This is a genomic window from Aeromonas sp. Y289-2, from assembly GCF_027705925.1.
Taxonomy (GTDB): domain Bacteria; phylum Pseudomonadota; class Gammaproteobacteria; order Enterobacterales; family Aeromonadaceae; genus Aeromonas; species Aeromonas veronii.
On the sequence record NZ_JAPDCH010000004.1, the window covers coordinates 192966 to 215149 of the forward strand.

General features: G+C 56.8%; 22 protein-coding genes. 10 read left to right on the forward strand and 12 right to left on the reverse strand.

Annotation, left to right across the window (positions count from 1 at the left end; translation table 11 throughout):
- The first annotated feature begins 54 nt into the window (after positions 1-54).
- From rlmKL to rmf, 4 genes are all read left to right on the forward strand, one after another.
- Complete coding sequence (rlmKL, locus tag OKC43_RS08850) at positions 55-2250, forward strand: bifunctional 23S rRNA (guanine(2069)-N(7))-methyltransferase RlmK/23S rRNA (guanine(2445)-N(2))-methyltransferase RlmL (RefSeq protein ID WP_236271448.1); 2196 nt, start codon at positions 55-57, stop codon at positions 2248-2250.
- A complete protein-coding gene (locus OKC43_RS08855) occupies positions 2250-2480 on the forward strand; it encodes a glutaredoxin family protein (RefSeq protein ID WP_236271449.1) in 231 nt (76 codons plus the stop codon). The genes rlmKL and OKC43_RS08855 overlap by 1 nt, the downstream gene beginning before the upstream one ends.
- A 73-nt stretch (positions 2481-2553) precedes the next feature.
- On the forward strand, positions 2554-4467 hold the full coding sequence (gene uup, locus OKC43_RS08860) for an ATP-binding cassette ATPase Uup (protein ID WP_101530563.1): 1914 nt from the start codon (positions 2554-2556) through the stop codon (positions 4465-4467).
- Positions 4468-4625: 158 nt separating this feature from the next.
- Positions 4626-4805 (forward strand): ribosome modulation factor, encoded by a 180-nt coding sequence (gene rmf, locus OKC43_RS08865; protein WP_005315693.1) that lies wholly within the window; start codon positions 4626-4628, stop codon positions 4803-4805.
- Between the two features lie 84 nt (positions 4806-4889).
- Here the strand turns inward: rmf and fabA are convergent, their stop codons facing one another.
- From fabA to OKC43_RS08910, 9 genes are all read right to left on the reverse strand, one after another.
- Positions 4890-5450 (reverse strand): 3-hydroxyacyl-[acyl-carrier-protein] dehydratase FabA, encoded by a 561-nt coding sequence (fabA, locus tag OKC43_RS08870; RefSeq protein ID WP_005336586.1) that lies wholly within the window; start codon positions 5448-5450, stop codon positions 4890-4892.
- A 77-nt stretch (positions 5451-5527) separates the two neighbouring features.
- Positions 5528-7504 (reverse strand): Lon protease family protein, encoded by a 1977-nt coding sequence (locus OKC43_RS08875; protein ID WP_236271450.1) that lies wholly within the window; start codon positions 7502-7504, stop codon positions 5528-5530.
- 176 nt (positions 7505-7680) lie between these two features.
- A complete protein-coding gene (locus tag OKC43_RS08880) occupies positions 7681-8067 on the reverse strand; it encodes a DUF2158 domain-containing protein (RefSeq protein ID WP_236271451.1) in 387 nt (128 codons plus the stop codon).
- A 39-nt stretch (positions 8068-8106) separates the two neighbouring features.
- A complete protein-coding gene (locus OKC43_RS08885; protein WP_236271452.1) occupies positions 8107-8505 on the reverse strand; it encodes a hypothetical protein in 399 nt (132 codons plus the stop codon).
- A 183-nt stretch (positions 8506-8688) separates the two neighbouring features.
- Positions 8689-8979, reverse strand: coding sequence for a hypothetical protein (locus OKC43_RS08890; protein ID WP_236271453.1), 291 nt, complete (start codon positions 8977-8979; stop codon positions 8689-8691).
- A 173-nt stretch (positions 8980-9152) separates the two neighbouring features.
- Positions 9153-9389, reverse strand: coding sequence for a hypothetical protein (locus OKC43_RS08895; RefSeq protein WP_236271454.1), 237 nt, complete (start codon positions 9387-9389; stop codon positions 9153-9155).
- 322 nt (positions 9390-9711) lie between these two features.
- Positions 9712-10050: a hypothetical protein gene (locus OKC43_RS08900; protein WP_270804010.1), complete on the reverse strand. Its 339-nt coding sequence runs from the start codon at positions 10048-10050 to the stop codon at positions 9712-9714.
- A gap of 373 nt (positions 10051-10423) precedes the next feature.
- The gene (locus OKC43_RS08905; protein ID WP_371155407.1) at positions 10424-11734 is read right to left on the reverse strand and encodes a tyrosine-type recombinase/integrase; all 1311 of its coding nucleotides are present in this window, start codon (positions 11732-11734) and stop codon (positions 10424-10426) included.
- Positions 11735-12081: 347 nt separating this feature from the next.
- The gene (locus OKC43_RS08910) at positions 12082-12384 is read right to left on the reverse strand and encodes a YebG family protein (protein ID WP_005333111.1); all 303 of its coding nucleotides are present in this window, start codon (positions 12382-12384) and stop codon (positions 12082-12084) included.
- A 170-nt stretch (positions 12385-12554) separates the two neighbouring features.
- Here OKC43_RS08910 and OKC43_RS08915 point away from each other — a divergent pair, with 170 nt between their 5' ends.
- Positions 12555-13430: an esterase/lipase family protein gene (locus OKC43_RS08915; protein ID WP_236271457.1), complete on the forward strand. Its 876-nt coding sequence runs from the start codon at positions 12555-12557 to the stop codon at positions 13428-13430.
- 90 nt (positions 13431-13520) lie between these two features.
- On the opposite strand, the gene OKC43_RS08920 is transcribed toward OKC43_RS08915, so the two are convergent.
- Positions 13521-15494, reverse strand: coding sequence for an SDR family oxidoreductase (locus tag OKC43_RS08920; protein ID WP_236271458.1), 1974 nt, complete (start codon positions 15492-15494; stop codon positions 13521-13523).
- Between the two features lie 248 nt (positions 15495-15742).
- Here OKC43_RS08920 and OKC43_RS08925 point away from each other — a divergent pair, with 248 nt between their 5' ends.
- From OKC43_RS08925 to OKC43_RS08940, 4 genes are all read left to right on the forward strand, one after another.
- On the forward strand, positions 15743-16318 hold the full coding sequence (locus tag OKC43_RS08925) for a phasin family protein (protein ID WP_064336077.1): 576 nt from the start codon (positions 15743-15745) through the stop codon (positions 16316-16318).
- Positions 16319-16412: 94 nt separating this feature from the next.
- Positions 16413-17600 (forward strand): patatin-like phospholipase family protein, encoded by a 1188-nt coding sequence (locus OKC43_RS08930; RefSeq protein WP_100645869.1) that lies wholly within the window; start codon positions 16413-16415, stop codon positions 17598-17600.
- Between the two features lies 1 nt (position 17601).
- Positions 17602-18243 carry a TetR/AcrR family transcriptional regulator gene (locus OKC43_RS08935; RefSeq protein ID WP_139741233.1) on the forward strand — a complete coding sequence of 214 codons (642 nt, stop codon included), beginning with the start codon at positions 17602-17604 and terminating at the stop codon, positions 18241-18243.
- A 25-nt stretch (positions 18244-18268) separates the two neighbouring features.
- A complete protein-coding gene (locus tag OKC43_RS08940) occupies positions 18269-19057 on the forward strand; it encodes a hypothetical protein (protein ID WP_236271459.1) in 789 nt (262 codons plus the stop codon).
- Between the two features lie 115 nt (positions 19058-19172).
- On the opposite strand, the gene OKC43_RS08945 is transcribed toward OKC43_RS08940, so the two are convergent.
- Entirely contained in the window at positions 19173-20603 is a 1431-nt protein-coding gene (locus OKC43_RS08945; RefSeq protein ID WP_005360484.1) for a wax ester/triacylglycerol synthase family O-acyltransferase, read from the reverse strand.
- Positions 20604-20858: 255 nt separating this feature from the next.
- Positions 20859-21191, reverse strand: a complete 333-nt coding sequence (locus OKC43_RS08950; RefSeq protein WP_058058145.1) for a polyhydroxyalkanoic acid system family protein — start codon at positions 21189-21191, stop codon at positions 20859-20861.
- Between the two features lie 259 nt (positions 21192-21450).
- On the opposite strand from OKC43_RS08950, the gene OKC43_RS08955 reads away from it, so the two are divergent.
- Complete coding sequence (locus OKC43_RS08955; protein ID WP_236271460.1) at positions 21451-22179, forward strand: FFLEELY motif protein; 729 nt, start codon at positions 21451-21453, stop codon at positions 22177-22179.
- Positions 22180-22184: the final 5 nt, after the last annotated feature.

Consider the following 22184-nt stretch of genomic DNA (forward strand, 5'->3'; position numbering starts at 1 on the left):
CATCCTGCTGTTTGCGCCGACTTTTGCATGCTCCAGCCCGCCTGATGAGGTATAATGCGGCACTATTTTTATGGGTTCCCCGTGAGCGTGATGAAAGAATTTTTTGCAACCTGCCCCAAGGGGCTGGAAAACCTGTTGGCCGATGAGCTGACCAATCTTGGCGCAGAGCAGGTCCGTGAGACCGTGGCTGGCGTCCACTTCAAAGGCGAACTGGCGATTGGCTACAAGGCCTGCCTGTGGAGCCGTTTTGCTTCCCGCATCGTGCTGGTGCTCTCCGAATTCCAGATGAACGACGATCTGGATCTCTATCTGGGCGCCCACACCATTCCCTGGGAAGAGCACTTCTCCGGTACCTCTACCATCGCGGTCGACTTTACCGGTACCAACCCTGCCATTCGCAATACCCAATATGGCGCGCTGAAGATCAAGGATGCCATCGTCGACCGCTTCACCAAGCGCGGTCACGTGCGTCCGGACGTGGACAAAAAGTCGCCTGATATCCGTATCATGGCGCACCTGGGCAAGGGCAAGGCCAATATCACGCTGGACTTGTCAGGCCCGGCGTTGCACCAGCGTTTCTATCGTCAAGGCACCGGTGAAGCACCCCTCAAAGAGAACCTGGCCTGCGCCATGATTGCCCGTAGTGGCTGGGCCGGTGAGCCCATGATGGACCCTATGTGCGGTTCCGGTACCTTGCTGATTGAAGCTGCCTTTATCGCCGCCGACATGGCACCGGCGCTGCGCCGCGAGCGCTTCGGTTTCGATCGCTGGCTGCAGCACGATAGCGAACTGTGGCAAAGCCTGATGATGGAAGCGCAAGTGCGCGCCAAACGTGGCATGCAGCGTTGCGAAGTAAAACTGTTTGGTTGTGATGCCGACCAGCGTGTGCTGCTCAAAGCCCGTGACAACGCCAAAGCGGCCGGTGTGGCCCACCTCATCACCTTCAAGCAGGCCGACGTCACCAAGCTGGAAAACCCGCTGCCGATGCCTGCCCCTGTTGAAGGGGAAGAAGGTCAAGGGGAGGCTCGCCAAGTTGGTATGCTGATCTCCAACCCACCTTATGGCGAGCGTCTTGGCGAATTCCCGGCGCTGCTGGAAGTGCACCAGGCCCTCGGCGATGCCCTGCGTCGCAGCTTCCAGGGTTGGAAAGTCTCCATTCTTTCCGCATCGCCCGAGCTGCTTAGCTGTCTGCGCCTGCGCGCTGACAAGCAATATCGCCTGTTCAACGGCGCCCTCGAGTGTCAGCTGCGTAACTACCAGATCGCACTGGACTCCGTGGCTTCCCAAAAAGAGGTCGCGCAGGACTTTGCCAACCGTCTGCGCAAGAATCTGAAAACCCTCGAGAAGTGGGCCAACAAAGAGGGCATCGATTGCTATCGCCTCTATGATGCCGACTTGCCGGAATACAACGCCGCCATCGACCGCTATCAGGACTATCTGGTGGTGCAGGAGTATGCCGCGCCCAAAGACATTCCCGCCCAGAAGACCCGTCAGCGTCTGCTCGACATGGTTCAGGCCGCCATCAAGGTGACCGGGATGGACGGCGAGAAGGTGATCCTGAAGGTGCGCGAGCGTCAGGAAGGCAAACAGCAGTATCAGAAACTCTCTGAAGAGCAGCACCGGATGGAAGTGCAGGAGTACGGTGCCAGGCTGTGGGTCAACCTCTACGACTATCTGGATACCGGCCTGTTCCTTGACCATCGTCAGACTCGACGCATGCTGGGTCAGATGGCCAAGGGAAAGCGCTTCCTGAACCTGTTTGCCTATACCGGCAGTGCCACCGTGCACGCAGGTCTTGGCGGTGCCAGCGAGACCACCACGGTGGACATGTCCCACACCTATCTGAACTGGGCGCAGGACAACATGCGTCTTAACTCGCTGGTGGGCCGTCAGCACAAGTTTGTCCAGGCAGATTGCCTGAAGTGGTTGTCTGAAGCCGATGAGCAGTACGACCTCATCTTCATCGATCCGCCCACCTTCTCCAACTCCAAGCGGATGGACGAGAGCTTCGACGTACAGCGCGATCACCTGCTGCTGATGCAGCACCTGAAGCGCCTGCTGGCGGCGGACGGCACTCTGGTCTTCTCCAACAACAAGCGTCACTTCAAGATGGATCTGGCCGGTCTCGAGGCCACCGGTCTCAAGGCCCAGAACATCACCCAAAAGACGCGACCGAAGGATTTCGAACGTAACCAGCATATCCACAACTGCTGGATCATCACCCATGCGCCGGAGCAAGGTGAGGCGTGATGCTGACCCTGTTTCATACCGACGGTTGCCACCTGTGCGAGCAGGCCTGGGCGCTGGTGAAGGAGGCAGGTCTTGCCACCGCCACCCGCCAGTGCGACATCATGGATGATGAGCAGTGGCTTGCCGCCTATCGGGTGCGCATTCCGGTGCTGCGTGACGAAGCTGGCCGCGAGCTCGGTTGGCCCTTCACGCTGGCCGAGCTCAAAAGCTGGGCCGCCTGTCAGGGGTGAGAGTGATTTGACGATAAAACGGGGGCAGACCCAGTCTGCTGCCCGTTTTTTTCATATGAAATAAGGAACATACATGGCTCTTTTAACATTGCACGGCGCATGTCTGTCGTTCAGTGATTTCCCGCTGCTCGACAATGCCGAATTGACCATCGAGCGGGGCGAGCGCCTCTGTCTGGTTGGCCGCAACGGGGCGGGCAAGTCCACCCTGATGAAGGTGATCGCCAGCGAATTGCCGCTGGACGACGGGCGTCTGGTGTTGCAACAAGATTTGAAAGTGACCCGCCTTGAGCAGGATCCGCCTGCTTCCAGCGAGCTGACGGTGTTTGACTATGCCGCCGAAGGGCTGGCAGGGGTGGGGGAACTGCTCAAGCAGTACCACCACATCTCCATGGAGCTGGCGAGCGATCCGTCAGACGCCAACATTCGCAAGATGAGCGAGTTGCAAGAGCAGCTCGATTATCAGAACGGCTGGCAGTTCGAGACCCGTATCAGTCAGGTGTTGACCCTGCTGGGGCTGGATCCCGATGTGACCCTCGACAGCCTCTCCGGTGGCTGGCTGCGCAAAGTGGCGCTGGCTCGCGCGCTGGCTTGCGATCCCGACTTGCTGCTGCTCGATGAGCCGACCAACCACCTGGATATCGAAGCCATCAACTGGCTGGAAGATTTCCTCAAGGATTTTCGCGGCGCCATCGTCTTTATCTCTCACGATCGGGAGTTCATCCACAAGCTGGCGACCCGGATCATCGATCTCGATCGTGGCGCCATCACCTCCTGGCCGGGCAATTATGACGAGTACCTGCAGGGGAAAGAGGAGTGGTTGCGGGTCGAAGAGCTGAAAAATGCCGAGTTCGACCGCAAACTGGCCCAGGAAGAGGTATGGGTGCGTCAGGGTATCAAGGCTCGCCGTACCCGTAACGAAGGTCGGGTGCGCGCCCTTGAGGCAATGCGGATGGAGCGCAGCCAGCGCCGCGAGTTGCAGGGCAAGGCCAAGCTGCAACTGGACGAGGTCAATCGCTCCGGCAAGCTGGTGTTCGAGACCGAAGGGCTGGGGCTGGACTTTGGCGACCGAACCCTGTTCAAAGGGCTCGATCTGCAAGTGCTGCGTGGCGACAAGATTGCGCTGGTCGGCCCCAATGGCTGCGGCAAATCGACCCTGATCAAGCTGTTGTTGGGTCAGCTTGAGCCGACCCGTGGCACCGTCAAGGGGGGCACCAATCTGGAGGTGGCCTACTTCGATCAGTACCGCGAGCAGCTCGATCCCGAGCAGACCGTGGTGGACAACGTGGGGGAGGGCAAGCAGGAGGTGATGGTGCGTGGCCGCTCCCGTCACATTCTTGGTTACCTGCAGGACTTCCTGTTCGAGCCCAAGCGGGCCCGTACCCCGGTCAAGGCGCTCTCCGGTGGCGAGAAGAACCGGCTGCTGCTGGCCAAGCTGTTCCTCAAGCCCAGCAACCTGCTGATCCTCGATGAGCCGACCAACGATCTGGATGTGGAAACCCTGGAGCTGCTGGAAGAGCTGCTTTCAGACTACCCCGGCACCCTGCTGCTGGTCAGTCACGATCGTCGCTTCATCGATAACACAGTGACCGGCTGCTGGCTGTTTGAAGGGGATGGCCGCATCAGCGATTACGTAGGCGGTTACGCCGACATGATGGCGACCCGCGAACAGCAGAACGCTCAACAACAGGCCAAGAGTGCACCGGTCAAGGCGCCCGAGCCGGTCGTTGCCGCCGCGCCAGAAGCGCCGAAGAAAAGCAAGAAGCTCTCCTACAAGCTGCAGCTTGAACTGGAAGGGTTGCCCGCTCGTCTCGAACAGCTGGAAGCCGAGCTGGATGCGCTGCAAAGCGAGATCAACCAGCCTGGGTTCTTCTCGCTGCCGGCAGATAAAACCCAGCCGAAACTGGATGCGCTCAATGCCGCTGAAGCCGCGCTGGAACAGGCATTTGCTCGCTGGGAAGAGCTGGAAGGACTCAAAAATCAGGAGTAAGTTCCCTGTAATTAAAACTTAATCCAGTTCAGTGCCTTGTGTCACATAGCCCGGTTAGGGTGGAAGTTTTTGTTTGACCGAGTGCGCTCGCAGGAGTAAAGATGAAAGCGACCGATGCAGAATTGGTCGCTTTTTTTGTTCCACGAAGAGGGTCGTAGATGATGAAGAGACAGAAGCGGGACCGTCTGGAAAGAGCTCGTGCTCGTGGTTATCAGGCTGGCGTGGTCGGCAAACAGAAAGAAGCGTGTCCGTATCAATGCCTGGATGCCCGAGGGCATTGGCTTGGTGGTTGGCGTGACGCCATGGAAGGGCGGGGCTCAGGCCTCTTCATGAAGTAGCAGGTACTTCATCACTCATTACAAAAGGAAAGGGGCCGTTGTGGCCCCTTTGCGTTAGTGCTGTTTTACCACCAATCAGAGAGATCAGAATGCGGTGGTATCTTTAAACAGGCCCACTTTCAGGTCGGTGGCGCTGTAGATCGGACGGCCGTCGACTTCGACCACACCATCAGCAATTCCCATCACCAGCTTGCGGTTGATGACGCGCTTGAAGGTGATCTTGTAGGTCACTTTCTTGGCAGTCGGCAGGATCTGGCCGGTGAATTTCACTTCACCTACGCCCAGAGCACGACCCTTGCCGGGGCCACCTTTCCAGCCCAGGAAGAAGCCAACCAGCTGCCACATGGCGTCCAGACCGAGACAGCCAGGCATCACAGGATCACCTGGGAAGTGGCAATCGAAGAACCAGAGATCCGGAGTAATGTCGAGCTCAGCCAGGATCTCGCCCTTGCCGTGTTCGCCGCCGTTGTCATTGATCTTGACGATGCGGTCCATCATCAACATGTTGGGGGCAGGCAGCTGACTGTTACCCTCACCAAACAGTTCGCCACGGCTGCAAGCCAGCAGCTCTTCACGGGTAAAAGAGTTCTTGCCCTGTTCGCACAGGGAAAGGCGGGCTTCCATGGTGGTATTGTCTACGGTCACGCGGTATTTCCTTCAAATGGGTCAAAGCCGGGCCAATTTAGCTTACAGTTGTTCGCTAAACAACTCCGATCACTTCATCAGCGGCCAAACAGGCGCCCCAGCAGGGATTGCAGCAGTCCGACTTTGGCAGTGGAACCGTTCAACTCGTCCAACCGCTCCTGAATACGGCCAAACAGGGTATCGGGCATATCAGGCTCACCGGCGACACAACCAGTCAGCAACTCGATGGCCTCTTCCACATGATCCACCGGGTGGATGTGGAACTGGCCTGCTTCAACCGCTGCAATCACCTCGTCAGAGAGGTTCAGCTGCTGGATGTTGGTGCCCGGCAAAATGATCCCTTGCTTGCCGGTGATGCCGTGGATTTTGCACACCCGGAAGAAGCCTTCAATCTTCTCGTTCACGCCACCAACGGCCTGCACATTGCCAAACTGATCGACCGCACCGGTCACGGCGAAGTGCTGATAGATAGGCTGGCGGGCGAGGGCAGAGAGCAGGGCACACAAGCCGGTCAGGGAGGCGCTGTCGCCATCAATTTCGTGGTAAGACTGCTCGAACACCAGATTGGCCGACAGGGGGGAGGGGTTCTCTGCACCAAATTTGTTGGAGAGATAGCCGTGGATAATCATCATCGCCTTGGCGTGGATATGACCGGCCAGCTCCGCTTTGCGCTCGATATCCGCCACATCGCCATCACCAAGGTGTACGGTCGCGGTGAGGCGCACCGGCTCGCCGAAGTCATAAGGGTGACCGGAGACCTGAATGACCGACAGGCCGTTGATCTGGCCAATCTCTTCGCCGTCGGTTTGCAGCAGGATCTGGCCGTCGATAACCCCCTGATCGGACTGCTCAACCAGATAGTTGAGGCGGTAATCCTGCTCTTCCAGTGCGCCCCGAATATGCTCGTCGGTGACCACATCGGATCCCAGCTCCCGGGCCAGACTGTCAGCCATCCGCATGATGGCGGAGAGTTGCACTTCGGAGAGCGACAACCACTCCTGATGGTCACAGAGGCGGCTGGCATGACGACAAAGGGCGGCGAGGGCGGCTGGCGTGAAGTCCAGCAGGCTCCAGCGCTGGCGCAGCCAAGCCAGGTACTGCAGAAATTCCTGCAGATCCTCTTCAATATTCACCTCTGACACCAGATCCGCGCGCAGGAAGATGCGCTCGGACATATCGCGATCCAGCATCTGGAACTCGGCCACATCGAGTCGGTCACCCACCAGGATCAGCTTGAGCTTGATGGGGGTCGCTTCAGGCGCGAAGAAGGGGGTCAGGGTTTTCCCTTCCTGATAGGCGTTCCAGTCCAGCTCGCCTTTCTGCATGGCATTTTTCAGTTTGAACCAGAGGTGCGGCTGATCCAGCAGCTCGTCCAGTTGCAAAATGAGGTAACCGCCGTTGGCTTCGCGCAGCAAGCCAGGCTCCAACAGGTGCTGGTTGGCATAGACAGAGCCTTGCTCGGTCTGGTAGTTGATGGAGCCAAACAGGGTATCCCAGTTGAGGTCACGGCCATAAATTACCGGCGCTTCCTGCGCTTCGTGGTGGATCAGCAGATTGATCAGAATGGGGTGCTGGAACTCCAGACCCAATGCCACGTGAGCCGCCAGATCGGAGAGGAAATCATCGATTTTCGGATCATTGTTCTGCTTGCGCATGATGCGGGTCACGATGCGTTCGGCATCGAGATGGTGGCTCAACAGCTTGAGCAGCTCGCCAACCATTTCGCAAAACTCGACGCCGGTGCCCGGTTGCAGGCGCAGCCAGATAGGCTTGTAGGGGTTGTTCAGATTCTCGGTGTAGCAGAGATCAAACAGGTCACCATCCTTGCCATTGGAGTCGGCAATCAGCGTCTGGCAAACGCCTTCGTAATCTGCGCCGGGAAACCCGTTGAGCAGCATGACCGGACAGTCACCATCAAAACTGGCAAGACGTTTGATGCCGGAAATGGCTCTGGGTTGCAGCGCAGCAAAGGGGATAGGTTCAAGCTCGCTGAGCTTGGTGAACTGTTCAATCGCAAAAGCGGGTTTTAATTGTTCTGATGTTAATTCAGCCACTTAAGACATCCGGTCGAAGATAGGATCAATTGTTGCCATTATACACAGTTCAATTAGTGGTGACAGGAAACAAGATATCTAATTTAACATAATATACATTATGCGCAGTGTTGGTTGAGGGCAAAACAGAGGGGCCGGAAGCCCCCCAATTCAAAATCACGGCAGATCTTAATGCTCTATACCGCCACGAGCATTTCAGATGGGAATGAAGCCATCAAAGGCTCTCGGCTTTCCTTATCGTGCCAGATGCAAGACACAAGGGTTACGCCGGTAAGCGATTGCCTGCTATGAACGGTCATTGACGGGCCGCCACTACGAAGCTGCGCAACATCACCAGGTTTAAACAAGGTTCGGCCATAGCCATATTGTTCCTGATTTTCTTCCAGTTTCAGCAGGATACTTGGGAAGGTCCACTCTACGGGCTCTCCGCCCAGTTCGGGGTTGAACCATACGCAGCAGGTATCATTGCTTTCCTCATCATCCACCGGTTTGACGGTCATCCTATAGCCACCGCCTGAAAGTGTCACAACTTGGCCTGGATAGAAGTATTGGAATCTTTGCATTACTACTCCTTGTTACGCTAATAACTAGCTTAATCAGTATCAGAATGACAATACAGCAAGCAATGAACCTTCACAGAATGCCATAAGGCTCGCCACCAAGAAGATCAGCGCTGGTCGGAGAAATGCAGCGTGCGAGATGCTATTACCACGAAGTTCTTCCGGAACACGCTGTAGTTTCTCTTCATTGAACAACTGTAATTGCGTTAGGTAGGCACAAACCATCGATAGGCCACACGTTACCAATCCGAACAAGAATGCACCCATGGCACAACGTATGCCTATTGGCGTGGTTACATCGGTTTTTGCAGCTACATTGCCCAAGTAAGCCAAAATGGCAACTGCTGCCCCTCCATTCGCTAATGCACAGAACTTGAAAGCCTCGATGGAAATCGTGATGAGCGACTTGTAGGTTTCGTTCAAATGCCAATCGTCAGACATGCCATTGTATCCATTGATCTTTATCTAGAATCATTCTGACTCTATCAGGGTTCAAATGTTGCTAAAAGAGATAACAACCTTGCGGGCTGGGTTTTCAAGGGGTAGTCCGTTTCCTGGGCCTGTCGGTGAATAATGGCGCCATCGTGCAGCCCTAAAAATTGCTCGCCGGGTTGGATGGCTCTGTTAGCCATGTTCAATCGGCGCGACCTCGCGGCGTGCGGCATGCAGCACATCGGACATTTCCTCTGGGCTGGCCCGTCGCACCACATCCACAGGCCTGGCACAGCCTAGCCAACTATTGGCCGACTGGAACCAGATCGCTAGCGCCACAGGACCGCGCTGGGTTTGCAGGACGCTGATGATCTGGTCCAGTTCCGGCGATGCTGGCAGGTTCAGCTCGGCCAGACTGAGGACATACCCTTTGGCCAGCAGTTCGTCGCGGGTTGCGACCCGAAACGGTGATTTTTCGCCCATTATTCGCTCCTCTGGTGTGAGAAATGTTGAAGGTCAAAAAGAGGTTTTGAAGGTCAAAAAGCAGATGTTGAAGGTCAAAAGCCACATAATCTTTACAAATTATGCCGATAAATGGGGTTATCGGCATCACGTGAGAGATAACAAGGCTTTATTCAGCCGGTTCTGCGGCACAATTATCCAGCGCATGACGATGAACCGTCACAAATGCCAGTCTCGGCCAGCTTAAGAAGATCCTCACCCAAGTCAGCAAGACCTGCTATCCGGTTCCCCTGCTGTTTGGCAATGTAGAGGTCGGCCAACTTGGCCAACTGATCCGCCAAAGCCCCCTCGCCCAAAACATCTACTCGCTCAACCAGGAAGTCAGGCGGTTCTTTTTCCTGGTTGAAGTGGTCATCCCAATGATCAGACATACCCCCTCCCCTTAGTCGATATTCTGAAACCACAAATGTCCCATTTTGAGACATGAGTCCACTATTAAATCAATATGTTGTGCGGAATTCCCCTCACTTATTGAACGCTATGTTTGATTTTCACAGTTATAACCTTCGTTATTACAATGAATATTCTTAGAAATATCTGTCCCTTACTTGAGAGGTCTCTCTCTGGAAATATTGATACTCCTTCTTGTAAAACAGCAATAAAAATGCCGACTATCGCGATAGATTCCCCTCCCCTTAATCCTCACGGCTTATTGTTGTGGCTGGCATGATTGCGACTTTTTTGGAAGTCGGGTCAATTGATATTCAAGGCACGTTTGGCGATGGCCAATGTGGGTGGCTGGCAGGTCAAGTAGAGGTTGCTGTTAAACTGCTGCAATATACGTTTGAGCTCGTTCATATCATCGAGATGGAGGGTTAAGGACCAGAGTGCTCTGGGCTGGCCGTGATGGAGGCCATTGGTATAGATAATGGTGCAATCTTCAATACGCAACTCTTTGCAGTGGGCCTCCATCTGCAGGCCCACATCCGGAAACCAGATATGCAGCGTGCCTGAAGAGATAAAGGTGAACTGGGCCATGAGCGACCCTTTGCCAACGATCCTAAAGGTCTTTTCCACCACTGCCACTTGCATACCCGCTCCTTGGTATCTCGTCAATATTGATATCAATATCACCAATGATGACTGGATATGCAAGTGTGATAACAAGGCGCTGTTCAATCCGAATATGATTGCTTCCGGCATGTTACTTAGCTTTCGGCATCGGGTGGTCTCGGTGTTTCAACAAGCAATTTTGTTTTTTGCTTCTCTGCTACGGGATAAATATGTATGCCGCAGATGGCAAGGAGCCTGTTCTGAATCATCCATGTGAGCCAAAAATATTTCCTGAACCGATTGCGATCCAGAGAAGTACAAAATCGCCGCACCAACTTCTATGACATCCCAAACAAGCCATTCTGTGTTCTAAGAGCAGTCAATACAAATCAGGGTCATGTCACGTTGTTCGTTAGTTCTTATGAATGTTATCTCTCACATGTTGGTTCAATCGGTCCAGCGGCTTTTGCTGGGCGCTCTCATGTCGTTCACTGTTGCTGGTGTGCAGGTATTTCGAAGTGGTGTCGATGCTGTCATGTCCTGCATCGGCCTGTACGTGGGAAAGCGGTCTCCCATGCAGGTTGATGTCATGGGTGATCCCGGTATGGCGGATCGCATGGGGAGAGAGTTGCCGCATTTCGGCCGCATCCTGGACAAATCCATCCTGCTCTGCCAATTCTGCGCCTTTACCGATGATCACCATGATCAAATCCCGTAACTGGCGAATTCCAAGGTTGGCGTTGAGTTCCCCCTGATCGCGACCATGTGCTGCCGCTTTATGGCGAACGAACAGTGGCGTCTGTTCATCCGGTGTCGGCAAGGGAGAGAGACCGAGGAAACGGCGGTAGCGTTCGAGTGCCGCCAACAGCGCTTGGGATACCGCCACGGTACGCCGTTTACCCCCTTTGCTTTGCGGAATAAAGTAGCCCCAGACGCCGGTTTTGCGATCCCGCCTGAACTGCCCCATCACAGGTGTAAAGCCCGGCCGGGCAGCAACCTCAGAGATCCGCAGATAGCAGGCGTACATCAGAATGGTGAGAAAACGGCTGCGCTCATGCTGCTCCGGATGGTCGTTGGCAAGGGTATCGGCAGCTTGCATCACGTATGACCACTGCAACTCGCTGAAGGCCTGCACCTGATCATCGGCCTCCTGCTGTTGCGGCCGTTTGACCCGCTGCAGTAGCAGAGCGGGATTCCTGTCCATGTACTCCTCCTGGATCAGGAACTGGAAGAAGGCCGACAGGATGGCCAGTTTGGTCTTCATCGCCTGCTCGCTAAGACGATAGGGCAAGGTGCGGCCCAGCTCCCGCTTACCGAGAAACGGTCGCCATTGTGGATTGGGCAACCGCTCCCCCCACTCCTTGTCGAGGACAAACTGCGCCACGTTGCGATAGGCGATCAACTCGTCAGGAGGGGACTGACAGTAGTCGAGATAGCGGATCATGATGCGGCGAGTGAGATCTTTCGGGCTGATGGCCGCCTCGCGAAAGCACCAGTGCAAAAAAGTGGTCAGTTCGCTGCGATAAGTTTTGTAGTTGTTTTCGCTGTTGCGCTGCTCCAGCAGCCAATCGACCGCCAGCTCGTAAACCAGCCCTGCATCGGGCACATCGTTGAGGCTGAGGTTGGCAAGGTACTGATTGACCTGCGGGTTACCGGCCTCCAGATAGATAAGGCTGTCAAACAGCGGCATAGCTGGCGGCAAGGATAATAGTTGTTGAGTCATGGTGTTGCTTGTTGATGCTGAGATGAATCGATATGAGCCTGTGAGCCGAGTTGATAGAAAAGGGCTCGTGATAGATGAATGCGGCTTCTATTGGGATTGGTACTGCCTCTTGTTGTTACTGATTAAGGTAACCGGGAGCGATCTGGATAACGTTCTCTCCACTGTTTGCTCATTATTTCCTCATAGTTCTGGTTGGTGTCGCTCAGTGGTGCACGCTATTCAGTTATGCATGGGATATGCAGCATGGTTAAAAAATTCTCGGGGTAAATAGCCGTAAAAATGGTTTTAAATGCAAATAAAGTGAATGCGCAGAGCTGTTTATCCCGAGAAATAGCAGGTCTGTGCAATCAGGCCACCTGCTTTAGTGGCTTCTCCTTGCGCTTGGCTGCTGGGGCCTCTTCCTCTTTCGTGCCTGCCTGAACCTTGCCGCCGCGCAGCAGGGTTTGCAGCACATCGCGCTGCTCTGCCAGGTAGAATGCCAGACTCTCTTGCTGCTCTGGCGCCAACTCGATCGGGGCGCCAGCCAACAGGGTCATCAACTCGTCTGCCGTATCCAGCAGCTTGTCATAGGCATCGGCCTCTTTTTTGCTGGCAAAGGTCATTTTTTCCACTCCCCCACGAACAACCACATATTTGATCTCGACAGCCATGATGGCCTCCTCTTGGTGATGATGGATAGAGTATATGTATGGATATACAGTATTGCAAATAACCTAACCGGAAAAGAGTTCGCCGGGGTTTAGCGACAAAAGCCGCGCTGGATCAAGCTGTCTCAAAGTGCCATTTGACTTCCACGCCTGACTGGTCGGATCATGGCCTTATGACGATCGTACGACACCTGTTTATCCTGCTGATGGTAGAGGTGCTGCTCCTCGGGAGTATCGCCCACTTGGTCGTGGGACTCCCCTGGCTGCTGACCCTGCTTTTTGTGGTATTTGCCCTGTTTGGGTTGCGCTGTCTGGTGGTGCTCGGTAGCTGGCTGTTTACCCGCTTCTACCCCTCCCCGGCTATCGGCCCCTGGCGCAGGGTGAAGATGATGGCGCAGGAGATGTTGGCCTACCTCTACACCTTCACCTTGTTGTTACCGTTCGAGCCTTTGCTGATGGCACCCGATCGGCTGCGTCCATGCCAGCGTCCAGTATTGCTGGTACATGGTTACGGTTGCAGCCGCGGTATCTGGCGCACCCAGCGCACCCGACTGGAGGCCGCAGGCCATGTGGTTGCCACCATTACCCTGATGCCACCATTTGGTCATATCGATGAGATGGTGCCGCTGCTGGCCATCCGGATTGACGATGTGCTGGCGCAGACCGGGGCTGACAAGCTGGTGCTGGTCGGTCACAGCATGGGGGGGCTGGTCTGCCGCGACTATCTGGCTATCCATGGCGGTGACAAGGTAGATCGCCTGATCACCCTAGCCACCCCCCATCAGGGCAGTCAGCTTGCCGCCCTTGGGCTTGGAGCCAATGCCCGCGAGATGGAGCCCGGTTCCGGCTGGTTGCAGCGTTTCGCCTCGGTTCCTCTCTGCGTACCCGGCATCTCGGTGCGCACCAGTCACGACAATGTGGTGATGCCGCAGGAGCGGCAACGATTGGCGGGAATGGAAGATATTGAGTTGCCTGCCATTGGCCATCTCTCTCTGCTCTACTCCCGTCGCACGACAGGTCTGTTGCTTGATCTGCTGTCCCGAGTCTGACCCTCCTTATTCGTCCTTCAACTGTTATTCCAAATAAAACAGGGGCCTGATTGCTCAGGCCCCTGTTGATCTCTTTATCCCATCATTCGGTTAGAAGTGTATCCCCTTGATCAGGGTCGAGACGGCAACCTGATCGGCGGTCGCCTTGGACTTGTCGCCATCCTTGGGATCGGCAAAGGTGCGGAAGCTGGTGTTCATGATCACCTGGGCGACGCGCGGCGCCAGGGCATGCACCACCTGGCCAAATACCCCGAGGCGAGTGGCCAGACGAACGTGCTTGTTGATGATGGTATCGCATACCAGATCGGCAGCCTCTTCCGGCGTCATCATCGGCACCTGCTCATAGACCTTGGTCGGCGCGACCATCGGCGTTTTCACCAGCGGCATATTGATGATGGAGAAGCTGACCCCTTTATCGGCAAACTCGGAGGCGGCGGTACGCACCCAGGCATCGAGGGCCGACTTGGAGGCAACATAGGCGGAGAAGCGCGGCGCATTGGTCAACACCCCGATGGAGGAGATGTTGATGATGTGGCCTTTTTTCTTCTCAATCATGGTAGGCAGTACCCCCATGATCACCTTGAGCGCACCAAAGTAGTTGAGTTGCATGGTGCGCTCCAGATCGTGGAAGCGATCGAAGGAATCCTCGATGGAGCGGCGGATGGAGCGGCCGGCATTGTTGACCAGAATATCGACGCCACCGTGATCGGCCACGATGCGAGCGGTGACCTCCTCGGCTTGCGCCAGATTGGAGAGATCCCCCTGATAGATCTCGATGGTCAGCCCCAGCTCGGCAAACTCAGCTTTAGTCTCGGCAATCTTCTGCTCGTCGCGGGCGATGGTAACGACGTTGGCCCCCGCCCCCGCCAGCTTGCGCGCGGTTGCACGGCCAATGCCTGAGGTGGCCCCGGTCACCAGCACCACCTTGCCTTCTACCCGACCACGCAGGGAGCGATCGATGAAGAGCTCCGGGTCGAGGTGACGCTCCCAGTAATCCCACAGCCGCCAGGCGTAGCTGTGCAGTGGTGGCACTTCGATACCGGTCCCTTTCAGTACTCGCTGGGTTTCGCGACTGTCGAAACGGGTGGGATAACTGATAAGGCGGAACACATCCTTGGGCAGACCCAGATCGGCGATGGCGGCATCGCGGATGCGGCGCACCGGCGCCATGGTCATCAGCATGGCGGTCAGGTGGCGGGGAATGAAATTAAAGAGAGAGGCATTGATGCGGATCGCAGGCTCTGGCGCATGGGCGGCGCGGGAGAAGGTGCTCAGCATGTCGCCAACCCGCATCGGGTTGGGGTCGGTCAGGTGGAAGGTCTTGTTCTCCTCTCCCTCTTGATGGGCGATATGCACCATGGCATCGACCACAAAGTTGACCGGCACGATATTGATGCGCCCGCCCTCAACCCCGATGGCGGGCATCCAGGGCGGCAGCAGACGACGCAGCTTCTGAATGGTCTTGAAGAAGTAATAAGGGCCGTCGATCTTGTCCATCTCGCCGGTATTGGAATCACCGACAACGATCCCCGGGCGGTAGACTCGCCACGGAATGGTGCACTCATTGCGCACAATCCCTTCCGCTTCGTGCTTGGTCTGGAAGTAAGGCATGTCGAGGTGTTCGGCCTCATCGAACATGTCCTCGCGAAACAGACCGTCGAACAGGCCCGCTGCAGCGATGGAGCTGCAGTGATGGAACTGCCTCGTCCCCAGCCGCTCGGCAAGTTGAACGGCTTGACGGGTCCCTTCGGTGTTGACCTGCTGCTGGATCCCGGCCTTGGCGTTCAGATCATAGATGGCCGCCAGATGGAAGAAGTGGTCGATCTTGCCGATCAACTGCTCCTGTATCTCGACCGATACCCCCAGCAGCGGTTGCGTCATGTCGCCAAAAACCGGGACTGCGCGCGATTCATGCACATTCCAGAATGCAAATAACTCCGGCAATTTATCCTGATGAGAGGCGCGCATCAGAAAATAGACGATACAGTCGGGATGCTGTTCGAATAACTTTTTGATCAATCTACGCCCGATAAAACCACTACCGCCAGTAATGAAATAGTTCATAAAGAGAATCCTGCTACTGATTAGGGTGTTACTAGGTTGTTAGATATATCACGATTCATATGGGAATCCGCAATTTGATTGTCGGTTCGTGAGCAAACCCTAATTTCGGTGGTGTGCCTGTTCCGTTATTAGGTAGAACCCTCTATTTTTTGTCCCTAGACTGAAGTTGAAAAATCAGTAATGCCACAACCCGATTGCAGTTTCGTTGTCGCCATTACATTTAACTGTCGTTATTCAAGGAGAAGATCATGGCTAAGAAATTGAAAGCGCTGGCAGGGTCAGTGACCGACAACCAACTCACCTCCACCATCAAGGAGTCCACCCAGCAGATCTGGTTGGCGGGTCTGGGGGCCTATGCCAAGGCGCAGGAAGAGGGTGGCAAGATCTTTGAAGCCCTGGTGCAGGAAGGGGAAGCATTGCAGGCCAAAACCCGTCAGAGCGCAGATGAGAAGATTGCCGCAGTGACCGACAAGACCGCCAATACCTGGGGCCGTCTGGAGCAGGTGTTTGAAGATCGCGTGGCCCGCGCTGTGGCCAGCCTCGGCATTCCGACCCGCAAGGATATCGACAAGCTCTCCAAGCGCATGGCCGAGCTGACCGACGTGGTCCAGCAACTGCTGGATGCGCAGGAAGAGGAGGCTCCTGCCGCTGAAGCCAAACCGGCTGCCGCCAAAAAGCCCGCTGCCCGCAAGCCTCCGGTAAAGAAGGCACCAGTAGTAGCCAAGGCCAAAGAGGCCGTGGTTGAGCAGGCCGCCGATCTCCTCTCCGCTGCGGAAGATGCGGTGAAAGAGGTGAAGGCCAAAGCAGAGAGCGTCCTGCCCTGATCCCTCGCGGTGACGGAAGGTGATTGATACCGGCCCATGCCCTGCGCTGGGCCGGTCTTGTCATGGTGAATGTCATGGATAGAGAGGCGACGCTATGAGTACCATCGCAATTGCCCTTGCTGGCGGCGGGCCGCTCGGCGGCATCTACGAGATCGGTGCCTGTGCTGCCCTCTCTGACAGCATCAACGGCTTGCGCCTTGACCATGCCGATATCTATGTTGGCGTCAGTTCGGGGGCCGTAGTGGCATCGGCGCTGGCCAACGGCATCTCGCCGGCTAAGCTGGTGCGGATCCTGCTCAGCGATGACTCGGGGGAGATGTTTGACCCGGCTACCTTGCTGCGCCCCGCCTTTCGTGAATATGCCGACCGCCTGACCTCGATCCCGCCACTGGCGTGGCAGAGCCTGACCTACTATCTGGCTGCGCCCTGGAAGCGCAGCCTGTTTGAATCGCTGCAGGGGCTCTCCAAGGCCATTCCGACCGGACTGTTTGACAACCGCGGGGTGGACCGCACCCTGACCCAGTTTTTTTCTCGCCCCGGCCGCAGCAACGATTTTCGCCAGCTGCGCAGCCGACTGTTTGTGGTCGCTACCGAACTCGATACCGGCCATCCGGTCGCCTTCGGCAGCCCGGGGCTCGATGACGTGCCCATCTCGGCGGCGGTACAGGCGTCGGCCGCTCTGCCCGGTCTCTTCCCCCCTTCATTGATTAATGGTCGTTACTATGTGGACGGGGCGCTGATCAAGACTCTGCACGCTTCGGTAGCGCTGGAAGAGGGGGCGGATCTGGTGTTCTGCATCAATCCGCTGGTGCCCTATGATGCGGACATGGCCGCCGGCGCGCCGACCAATCTGGTGGACAGCGGTCTGCCGGTGGTACTGGCCCAGACCTTTCGCGCCATCATCCACTCCCGCATGCATGTGGGGATGGATCGCTACAAACACCAATATCCCGACGCCGACGCCCTGCTGTTTGAGCCCTCTTCTGCCGATGGCGAGATGTTCTTCACCAATGTGTTCAGTTACCGGGATCGTCGTCGCCTCTGCGAGCACGCTTACCAGCATACTCGCCGCGATCTCTGGCTGCGTCGTGACGAGCTGGCGCCGGTGCTGGCCAAGCATGGCCTCGAGCTCAATCTGGCCGCGCTGGCCGATGAAGATCGCACCCTGCTGGCCCCCGGCATTGGCTCGGTCGCCGCCCTCGACAAGTCGCTGGAGCAGTTGCAGCACTGGCTTGCCAAACGCTATCGCCACGGCGTGCGCCGTTCATCACCAAAGGAGTAGCATGGATCGCAAACCCAAACGTCGTACCCGGGAGCGGATCCTGACCACTGCCCTCGCCTGCTTCAATCGACAAGGGGAACCCGGCGTCACCACCTCGGCCATTGCGGCCGAGATGGAGATCAGCCAGGGCAATCTCTACTACCACTTCCACAACAAGGAGGAGATCGTCAACGCCCTGTTCTGCGAATTTGAACAGCAGATGGATCGCCTGCTGGAAGCGGTCAGCACCCCGTCCGATGAGCCAGAAGATATCTGGCTCTTTCTCCACCTGATGTTTGAAGCCATCTGGCAGTACCGTTTCCTCTACTACGATATCGCGACCCTGATGAGTGGTTATCATCAGGTGGAGCAGCGCTTTTCCGCCCTGCTGCGCCGCAAGGAGCAGACCGCCATCGCCATTTGCAACCATCTGCAAACGGCCGGGCTGATGGAGGGCACGGCGCAACAGATGCGCACGCTGGCGGCCAATGTGGCGCTTGTTGGCACATTCTGGATCTCTTACCAGCGGGCACTGCACCCCAAGGCGGACGCCGATATTGCCCTCGGCGTCTTTCAGGTGATGCAGCTGGTCGCACCCTATTTGCGGGCCGATGCCCGCGCTCATCTGGGCGCCCTCGCCCACCACTACACCGACAAGGTTTGATTCACATGCTACAGGGAGAACAAGCATGACCACTTCACAACTCGAATTTGTCACCTTCCCCTACGCGGATGCGGCCTATGACTATGCCGGCCAGAAGCTGGCGGACAACTGGGATCGCCTCCATCAGGGGGATGCCGAACCCTGGCCGGAGGACGAACAGGTACAGGATGCCTGGCGGGCCTATCATGCCGGGGATTTTGCCCGGGCCGTCGCCCTTGGCGAAGCGGCCGGTGAGGCAGGACTCAATGTGGCAAACAAGGCGCTGGTGATCCACGCCAGCTATCTGCTGGAGGACAAGTATGCCAAGCGCGCCGCCTTCGAGCGGGCGGCCAGTCATGCCGAGAAGCTGCAAAAACGCCAGTCCAAGAACGCCAACGCTTGGTATTTCCACGCGCTGGCACTCGGTCGCTACAGTCAGGTGATTTCCATCTCCAAGGCCCTCTCGCAAGGAATTGGCGACAAGATCAAGGCAAGCCTTGAGAAGGCGCTGGAGCTGGCGCCAGATCACGCCGAGGCCCATATCGCCTTTGGTGCCTGGCATGCGGAGATCGTCGACAAGTTGGGGGCCATGATCGGCGGCCTCACCTATGGCGCCAAGAAGGAGGAGTCCGAGCGTCACTTCAAGAAGGCGCTGGCGCTGATCCCCGACTCGGCTATCGCCCGCATGGAGTACGCCAACGCACAGGTGATGCTGCACGGCAAGAGCCGCCTGAAAGCCGCCGAAGCCCTCTATGCCGAAGCGGCCGAGTGCGAACCCATGGATGCCATGGAGCGCCTCGATGTGGAGGCAGCGCGGGAAGAGTTGGAGGATTAACCACCACTCTTGCCACGGATAGACAACAAAACAAAAGGCCAACCCGCGGGTTGGCCTCTTTTATGATGGGAGCTGACCGGTTGGCTACGCCGTCACCGGTCGCTCAAGTGCACGCTCAACCGAGCAGCGCATCCAGCCCGTTGGGGTCAAACAGCAACTCCGGCTCCATCAGCACCAGTAACAGCAGTTGCTCGAACTCCACCGCAAACCGCTCGACCACCCGATCCGGATCCGGTACCAGCTTCTTGTCGGTGATAAGGCCCAGCTGCACCTTGTGATCGTAAGAGAGGATGGAGACGCCGACGCCGATATCCCCAGATTGCGGCACCCAGAACAGCGGCTGACGCAATTTTGCTCCAGCCAGATAGAGGGTCTGCTGCGGGCCGGGCACGTTGGTGATCACTGCACTGGCCTTGGCCGTGAGCAGCTCGACGGCCTGCTGTTGCACCGCATTGGGGGCCATGCCAAGGGCATGTAACAGGTTGAGCACCACCACGGGTTGCAGCGAGGTGCGCAGCGCCTGCATCCGGTCACGCACGGTATAGAGCCGCTGCAACGGGTGTTCAACATCCAGTGGCAAGTCCAGGGCCACCAGCCCGAAGCGGTTGCCAAGTGCCCCCTCATCATCCGGTGCTCGCATATTGACCGGCACCAGGGCGCGGATCTTGACCTTGTTGGCATCATCCCCCTTCTCCTGCAGGTAGTGGCGAAACGCCCCTGCGGTGGCAGCGATCAGCAGATCGTTGACCGAGCAGCCCAGTACCTTGCCCACTGCCTTGATATCCGGCAGATCAATTTGCTCCGACCAGGCTACCCGCTTGGTGCTGGTGGTCTTGCCCCGCAGGCGGCAGGGAGAGTCATCACCGAGAGTGGCGATATTGCACAGCTCGCTCGCCACATCCCGCCCGGTCTTGAGGTAATCCACCGCCTTGGTGGGATGGGTGACCACTTCGACATATTTGGACCAGAGGCTACCGGTCAGCTTGAGACCGGCTCGCACCAGACGGCTGCCCTGGTGGCAATCCTCATCATCCTCGTCATCGCTGTCATCCAGTGGCTCCGGTGACGGTGGTCGCGGCGCCCCTTCCGGTGTGTTATCCATCATGGTCAGCATGGCTCGCACCAGCGAGAAGCCATCGCCCATGGCGTGGTGAATGCGCACCACCAGCGCTTGCCCACCCAGCGACGTGTCGGTGAGGTGCATATCCCACAGGGGGCGCTGGTGGTTGAGCGGCGTCGAGGCGAGATCGGCCACCAGCTTCTCCAGCTCCAGCTTGCCCGCTTCACCCGGCAGGATCACTCGCTTGAGGTGCTGATCGAGATCGAAATCGGGATCATGGCGCCAGTAGTAGGAGCCCCCCTCCAGCACGGCCCGCTGGTGGAAGCGGGGTTGCACCGAAATGGTGTGGCGCAATCCGGCCCGCAGACGCGCTTCATCAAGCTCTCCTTCAAACATCAGGACACCGATGATCTGCATCAGGTTGTTGGGTCTGTCCATGCGTAACCAGGCGGTATCGACGCAGGAGATAAATTCACTCAGTGGCATGGTTGTTTCCCTACAAAACGAATTTACCGAGGCGGCAAATTGCTCCTTCCCTCATATCCGGATGAAGACTTGATGCAATCAGAATGACATTAATGAGTGCCGACTCGAAATATGAAATAAAGATGAAAGATTACTTACAAAATAGAATCGAGACCTCGCTGGATAATAAATCTGAAAAACCACATGGCTTGCAAACTTATTTCAAACAGCCATCGTTTACAGCTGGTTTATTTAAAACCAGTGCAACGAAGAGTTTCAAACACGTTTGGGGCAAGGTAAGCGATTGTCGACATAATCGAGGATCTCTTGCTCCAGCACGCTGCGTACTGGCAACAGCATCAAACCAAGATGCACTTCCAGTTTCAGGGTATCTTCGTCCAGGGTGAGAGTGCCATGTACCCCTGAGCCGCGAAAGCGTAGCTCGGTCTCCTCTTCATCCGCCCATTCGCAATCGAGTTGATAGCTCTCGCTCATGTCCGCAGCGATGGCTTCGGCCGCGATCCGGGCGGCGGCCAATCCCAGCGGATGCTGACGGCTGATCTGGATGGTAGAGAGTGCGCTGCTGCCAGCGAGCGAGTTGAAGAACATGGTCGTTACTCTGGGTCATAAGTTAGTTATTGATATTAAACACATGTTCACAACAAATGAAAGGATGCTTCACATAAATGGGACTCACTTAACAGAGTCGAGAGGGATGAAGGCCATCAGCGAGGCATGGCATTTATTCCCTCCCCCGTGCGCGCTACACTTGTTACGGAACGGTCAGCAAAAGCTGCTTATTTTTCATTCACTTGTATCTTCGTATCACCCAATCCCCATCAATGGGCCCAAGGCCAGAGAGCTGTAGATGACGCATCAAGAACATGCCCACGACGACGATAGCACCCTGGGTCGGCTATACCGCCTGCTCAAGCGGGTTGCAGCCTTGCGCGAGCAGATGCGTGCCCACCCGGAAGATCAGCAGGATCGGGATCGGCTACGCCAGTGGCAGGCCGACCGGTTGGGGCGGACCCATCGAGATCTGCTGGAGAGTGACCGCTACGGTCCCGCCGCCGAGTTTTTCCTGACCGATCTCTATGGCCCGGGGGATTGCGCCCGCCGCGATGCGGACGTGATGCGGGTGATGCCGACCGCCGAGCGGCTGTTGCCGGAGTCCGGCCTCAAGGTGCTGGCGCAGGCGATCGAGCTTGATGCCCTCTCCGAAGAGCTGGACTACCTGATGGTGGTGGCGCTGCGGCGCATTGATGGCATTGATCCCATCACGCCGGACCATTACACCATCGCCTATCGTGCCGTGGGTGAACAGGCGCGCCGGGAACATCAGATTGCGTTGGTGAGCGAGCTTGGGATGACGCTGGACAGACTGGCGAGAAAGCCGCTGCTGGGGGCGACCCTCAAGCTGGTGTCAGGGCCCGCCCATCTGGCGGGGCTTGGCGAGCTCTTCTCCTTTGTCGAGCGTGGTTATCAGGTGTGTCATCAGATGCGGCGTGCCAACGAGTTTCTCGAAACCATCGCCAGTCGTGAGACGGCCATCATGACGGCGCTCTTTAACGGCGATAGCAGTGCGCTGGGGTAAGGCTT

Bases quoted from the DNA above. Each gene is read 5' to 3' on its own strand.
- OKC43_RS08935 (WP_139741233.1), top strand. From the start codon at position 17,602: ATGGATCGCAAACCCAAACGTCGTACCCGGGAGCGGATCCTGACCACT.
- OKC43_RS08945 (WP_005360484.1), bottom strand. From the start codon at position 20,603: ATGCCACTGAGTGAATTTATCTCCTGCGTCGATACCGCCTGGTTACGC.
- OKC43_RS08925 (WP_064336077.1), top strand. From the start codon at position 15,743: ATGGCTAAGAAATTGAAAGCGCTGGCAGGGTCAGTGACCGACAACCAA.
- OKC43_RS08855 (WP_236271449.1), top strand. From the start codon at position 2,250: ATGCTGACCCTGTTTCATACCGACGGTTGCCACCTGTGCGAGCAGGCC.
- OKC43_RS08915 (WP_236271457.1), top strand. From the start codon at position 12,555: ATGACGATCGTACGACACCTGTTTATCCTGCTGATGGTAGAGGTGCTG.
- OKC43_RS08900 (WP_270804010.1), bottom strand. From the start codon at position 10,050: ATGCAAGTGGCAGTGGTGGAAAAGACCTTTAGGATCGTTGGCAAAGGG.
- uup (WP_101530563.1), top strand. From the start codon at position 2,554: ATGGCTCTTTTAACATTGCACGGCGCATGTCTGTCGTTCAGTGATTTC.
- OKC43_RS08910 (WP_005333111.1), bottom strand. From the start codon at position 12,384: ATGGCTGTCGAGATCAAATATGTGGTTGTTCGTGGGGGAGTGGAAAAA.
- rlmKL (WP_236271448.1), top strand. From the start codon at position 55: ATGCGGCACTATTTTTATGGGTTCCCCGTGAGCGTGATGAAAGAATTT.
- OKC43_RS08940 (WP_236271459.1), top strand. From the start codon at position 18,269: ATGACCACTTCACAACTCGAATTTGTCACCTTCCCCTACGCGGATGCG.
- OKC43_RS08890 (WP_236271453.1), bottom strand. From the start codon at position 8,979: ATGGGCGAAAAATCACCGTTTCGGGTCGCAACCCGCGACGAACTGCTG.
- OKC43_RS08880 (WP_236271451.1), bottom strand. From the start codon at position 8,067: ATGCAAAGATTCCAATACTTCTATCCAGGCCAAGTTGTGACACTTTCA.
- OKC43_RS08955 (WP_236271460.1), top strand. From the start codon at position 21,451: ATGACGCATCAAGAACATGCCCACGACGACGATAGCACCCTGGGTCGG.
- OKC43_RS08920 (WP_236271458.1), bottom strand. From the start codon at position 15,494: ATGAACTATTTCATTACTGGCGGTAGTGGTTTTATCGGGCGTAGATTG.
- OKC43_RS08895 (WP_236271454.1), bottom strand. From the start codon at position 9,389: ATGTCTGATCATTGGGATGACCACTTCAACCAGGAAAAAGAACCGCCT.
- OKC43_RS08885 (WP_236271452.1), bottom strand. From the start codon at position 8,505: ATGTCTGACGATTGGCATTTGAACGAAACCTACAAGTCGCTCATCACG.
- OKC43_RS08905 (WP_371155407.1), bottom strand. From the start codon at position 11,734: ATGACTCAACAACTATTATCCTTGCCGCCAGCTATGCCGCTGTTTGAC.
- OKC43_RS08950 (WP_058058145.1), bottom strand. From the start codon at position 21,191: ATGTTCTTCAACTCGCTCGCTGGCAGCAGCGCACTCTCTACCATCCAG.
- OKC43_RS08930 (WP_100645869.1), top strand. From the start codon at position 16,413: ATGAGTACCATCGCAATTGCCCTTGCTGGCGGCGGGCCGCTCGGCGGC.
- rmf (WP_005315693.1), top strand. From the start codon at position 4,626: ATGATGAAGAGACAGAAGCGGGACCGTCTGGAAAGAGCTCGTGCTCGT.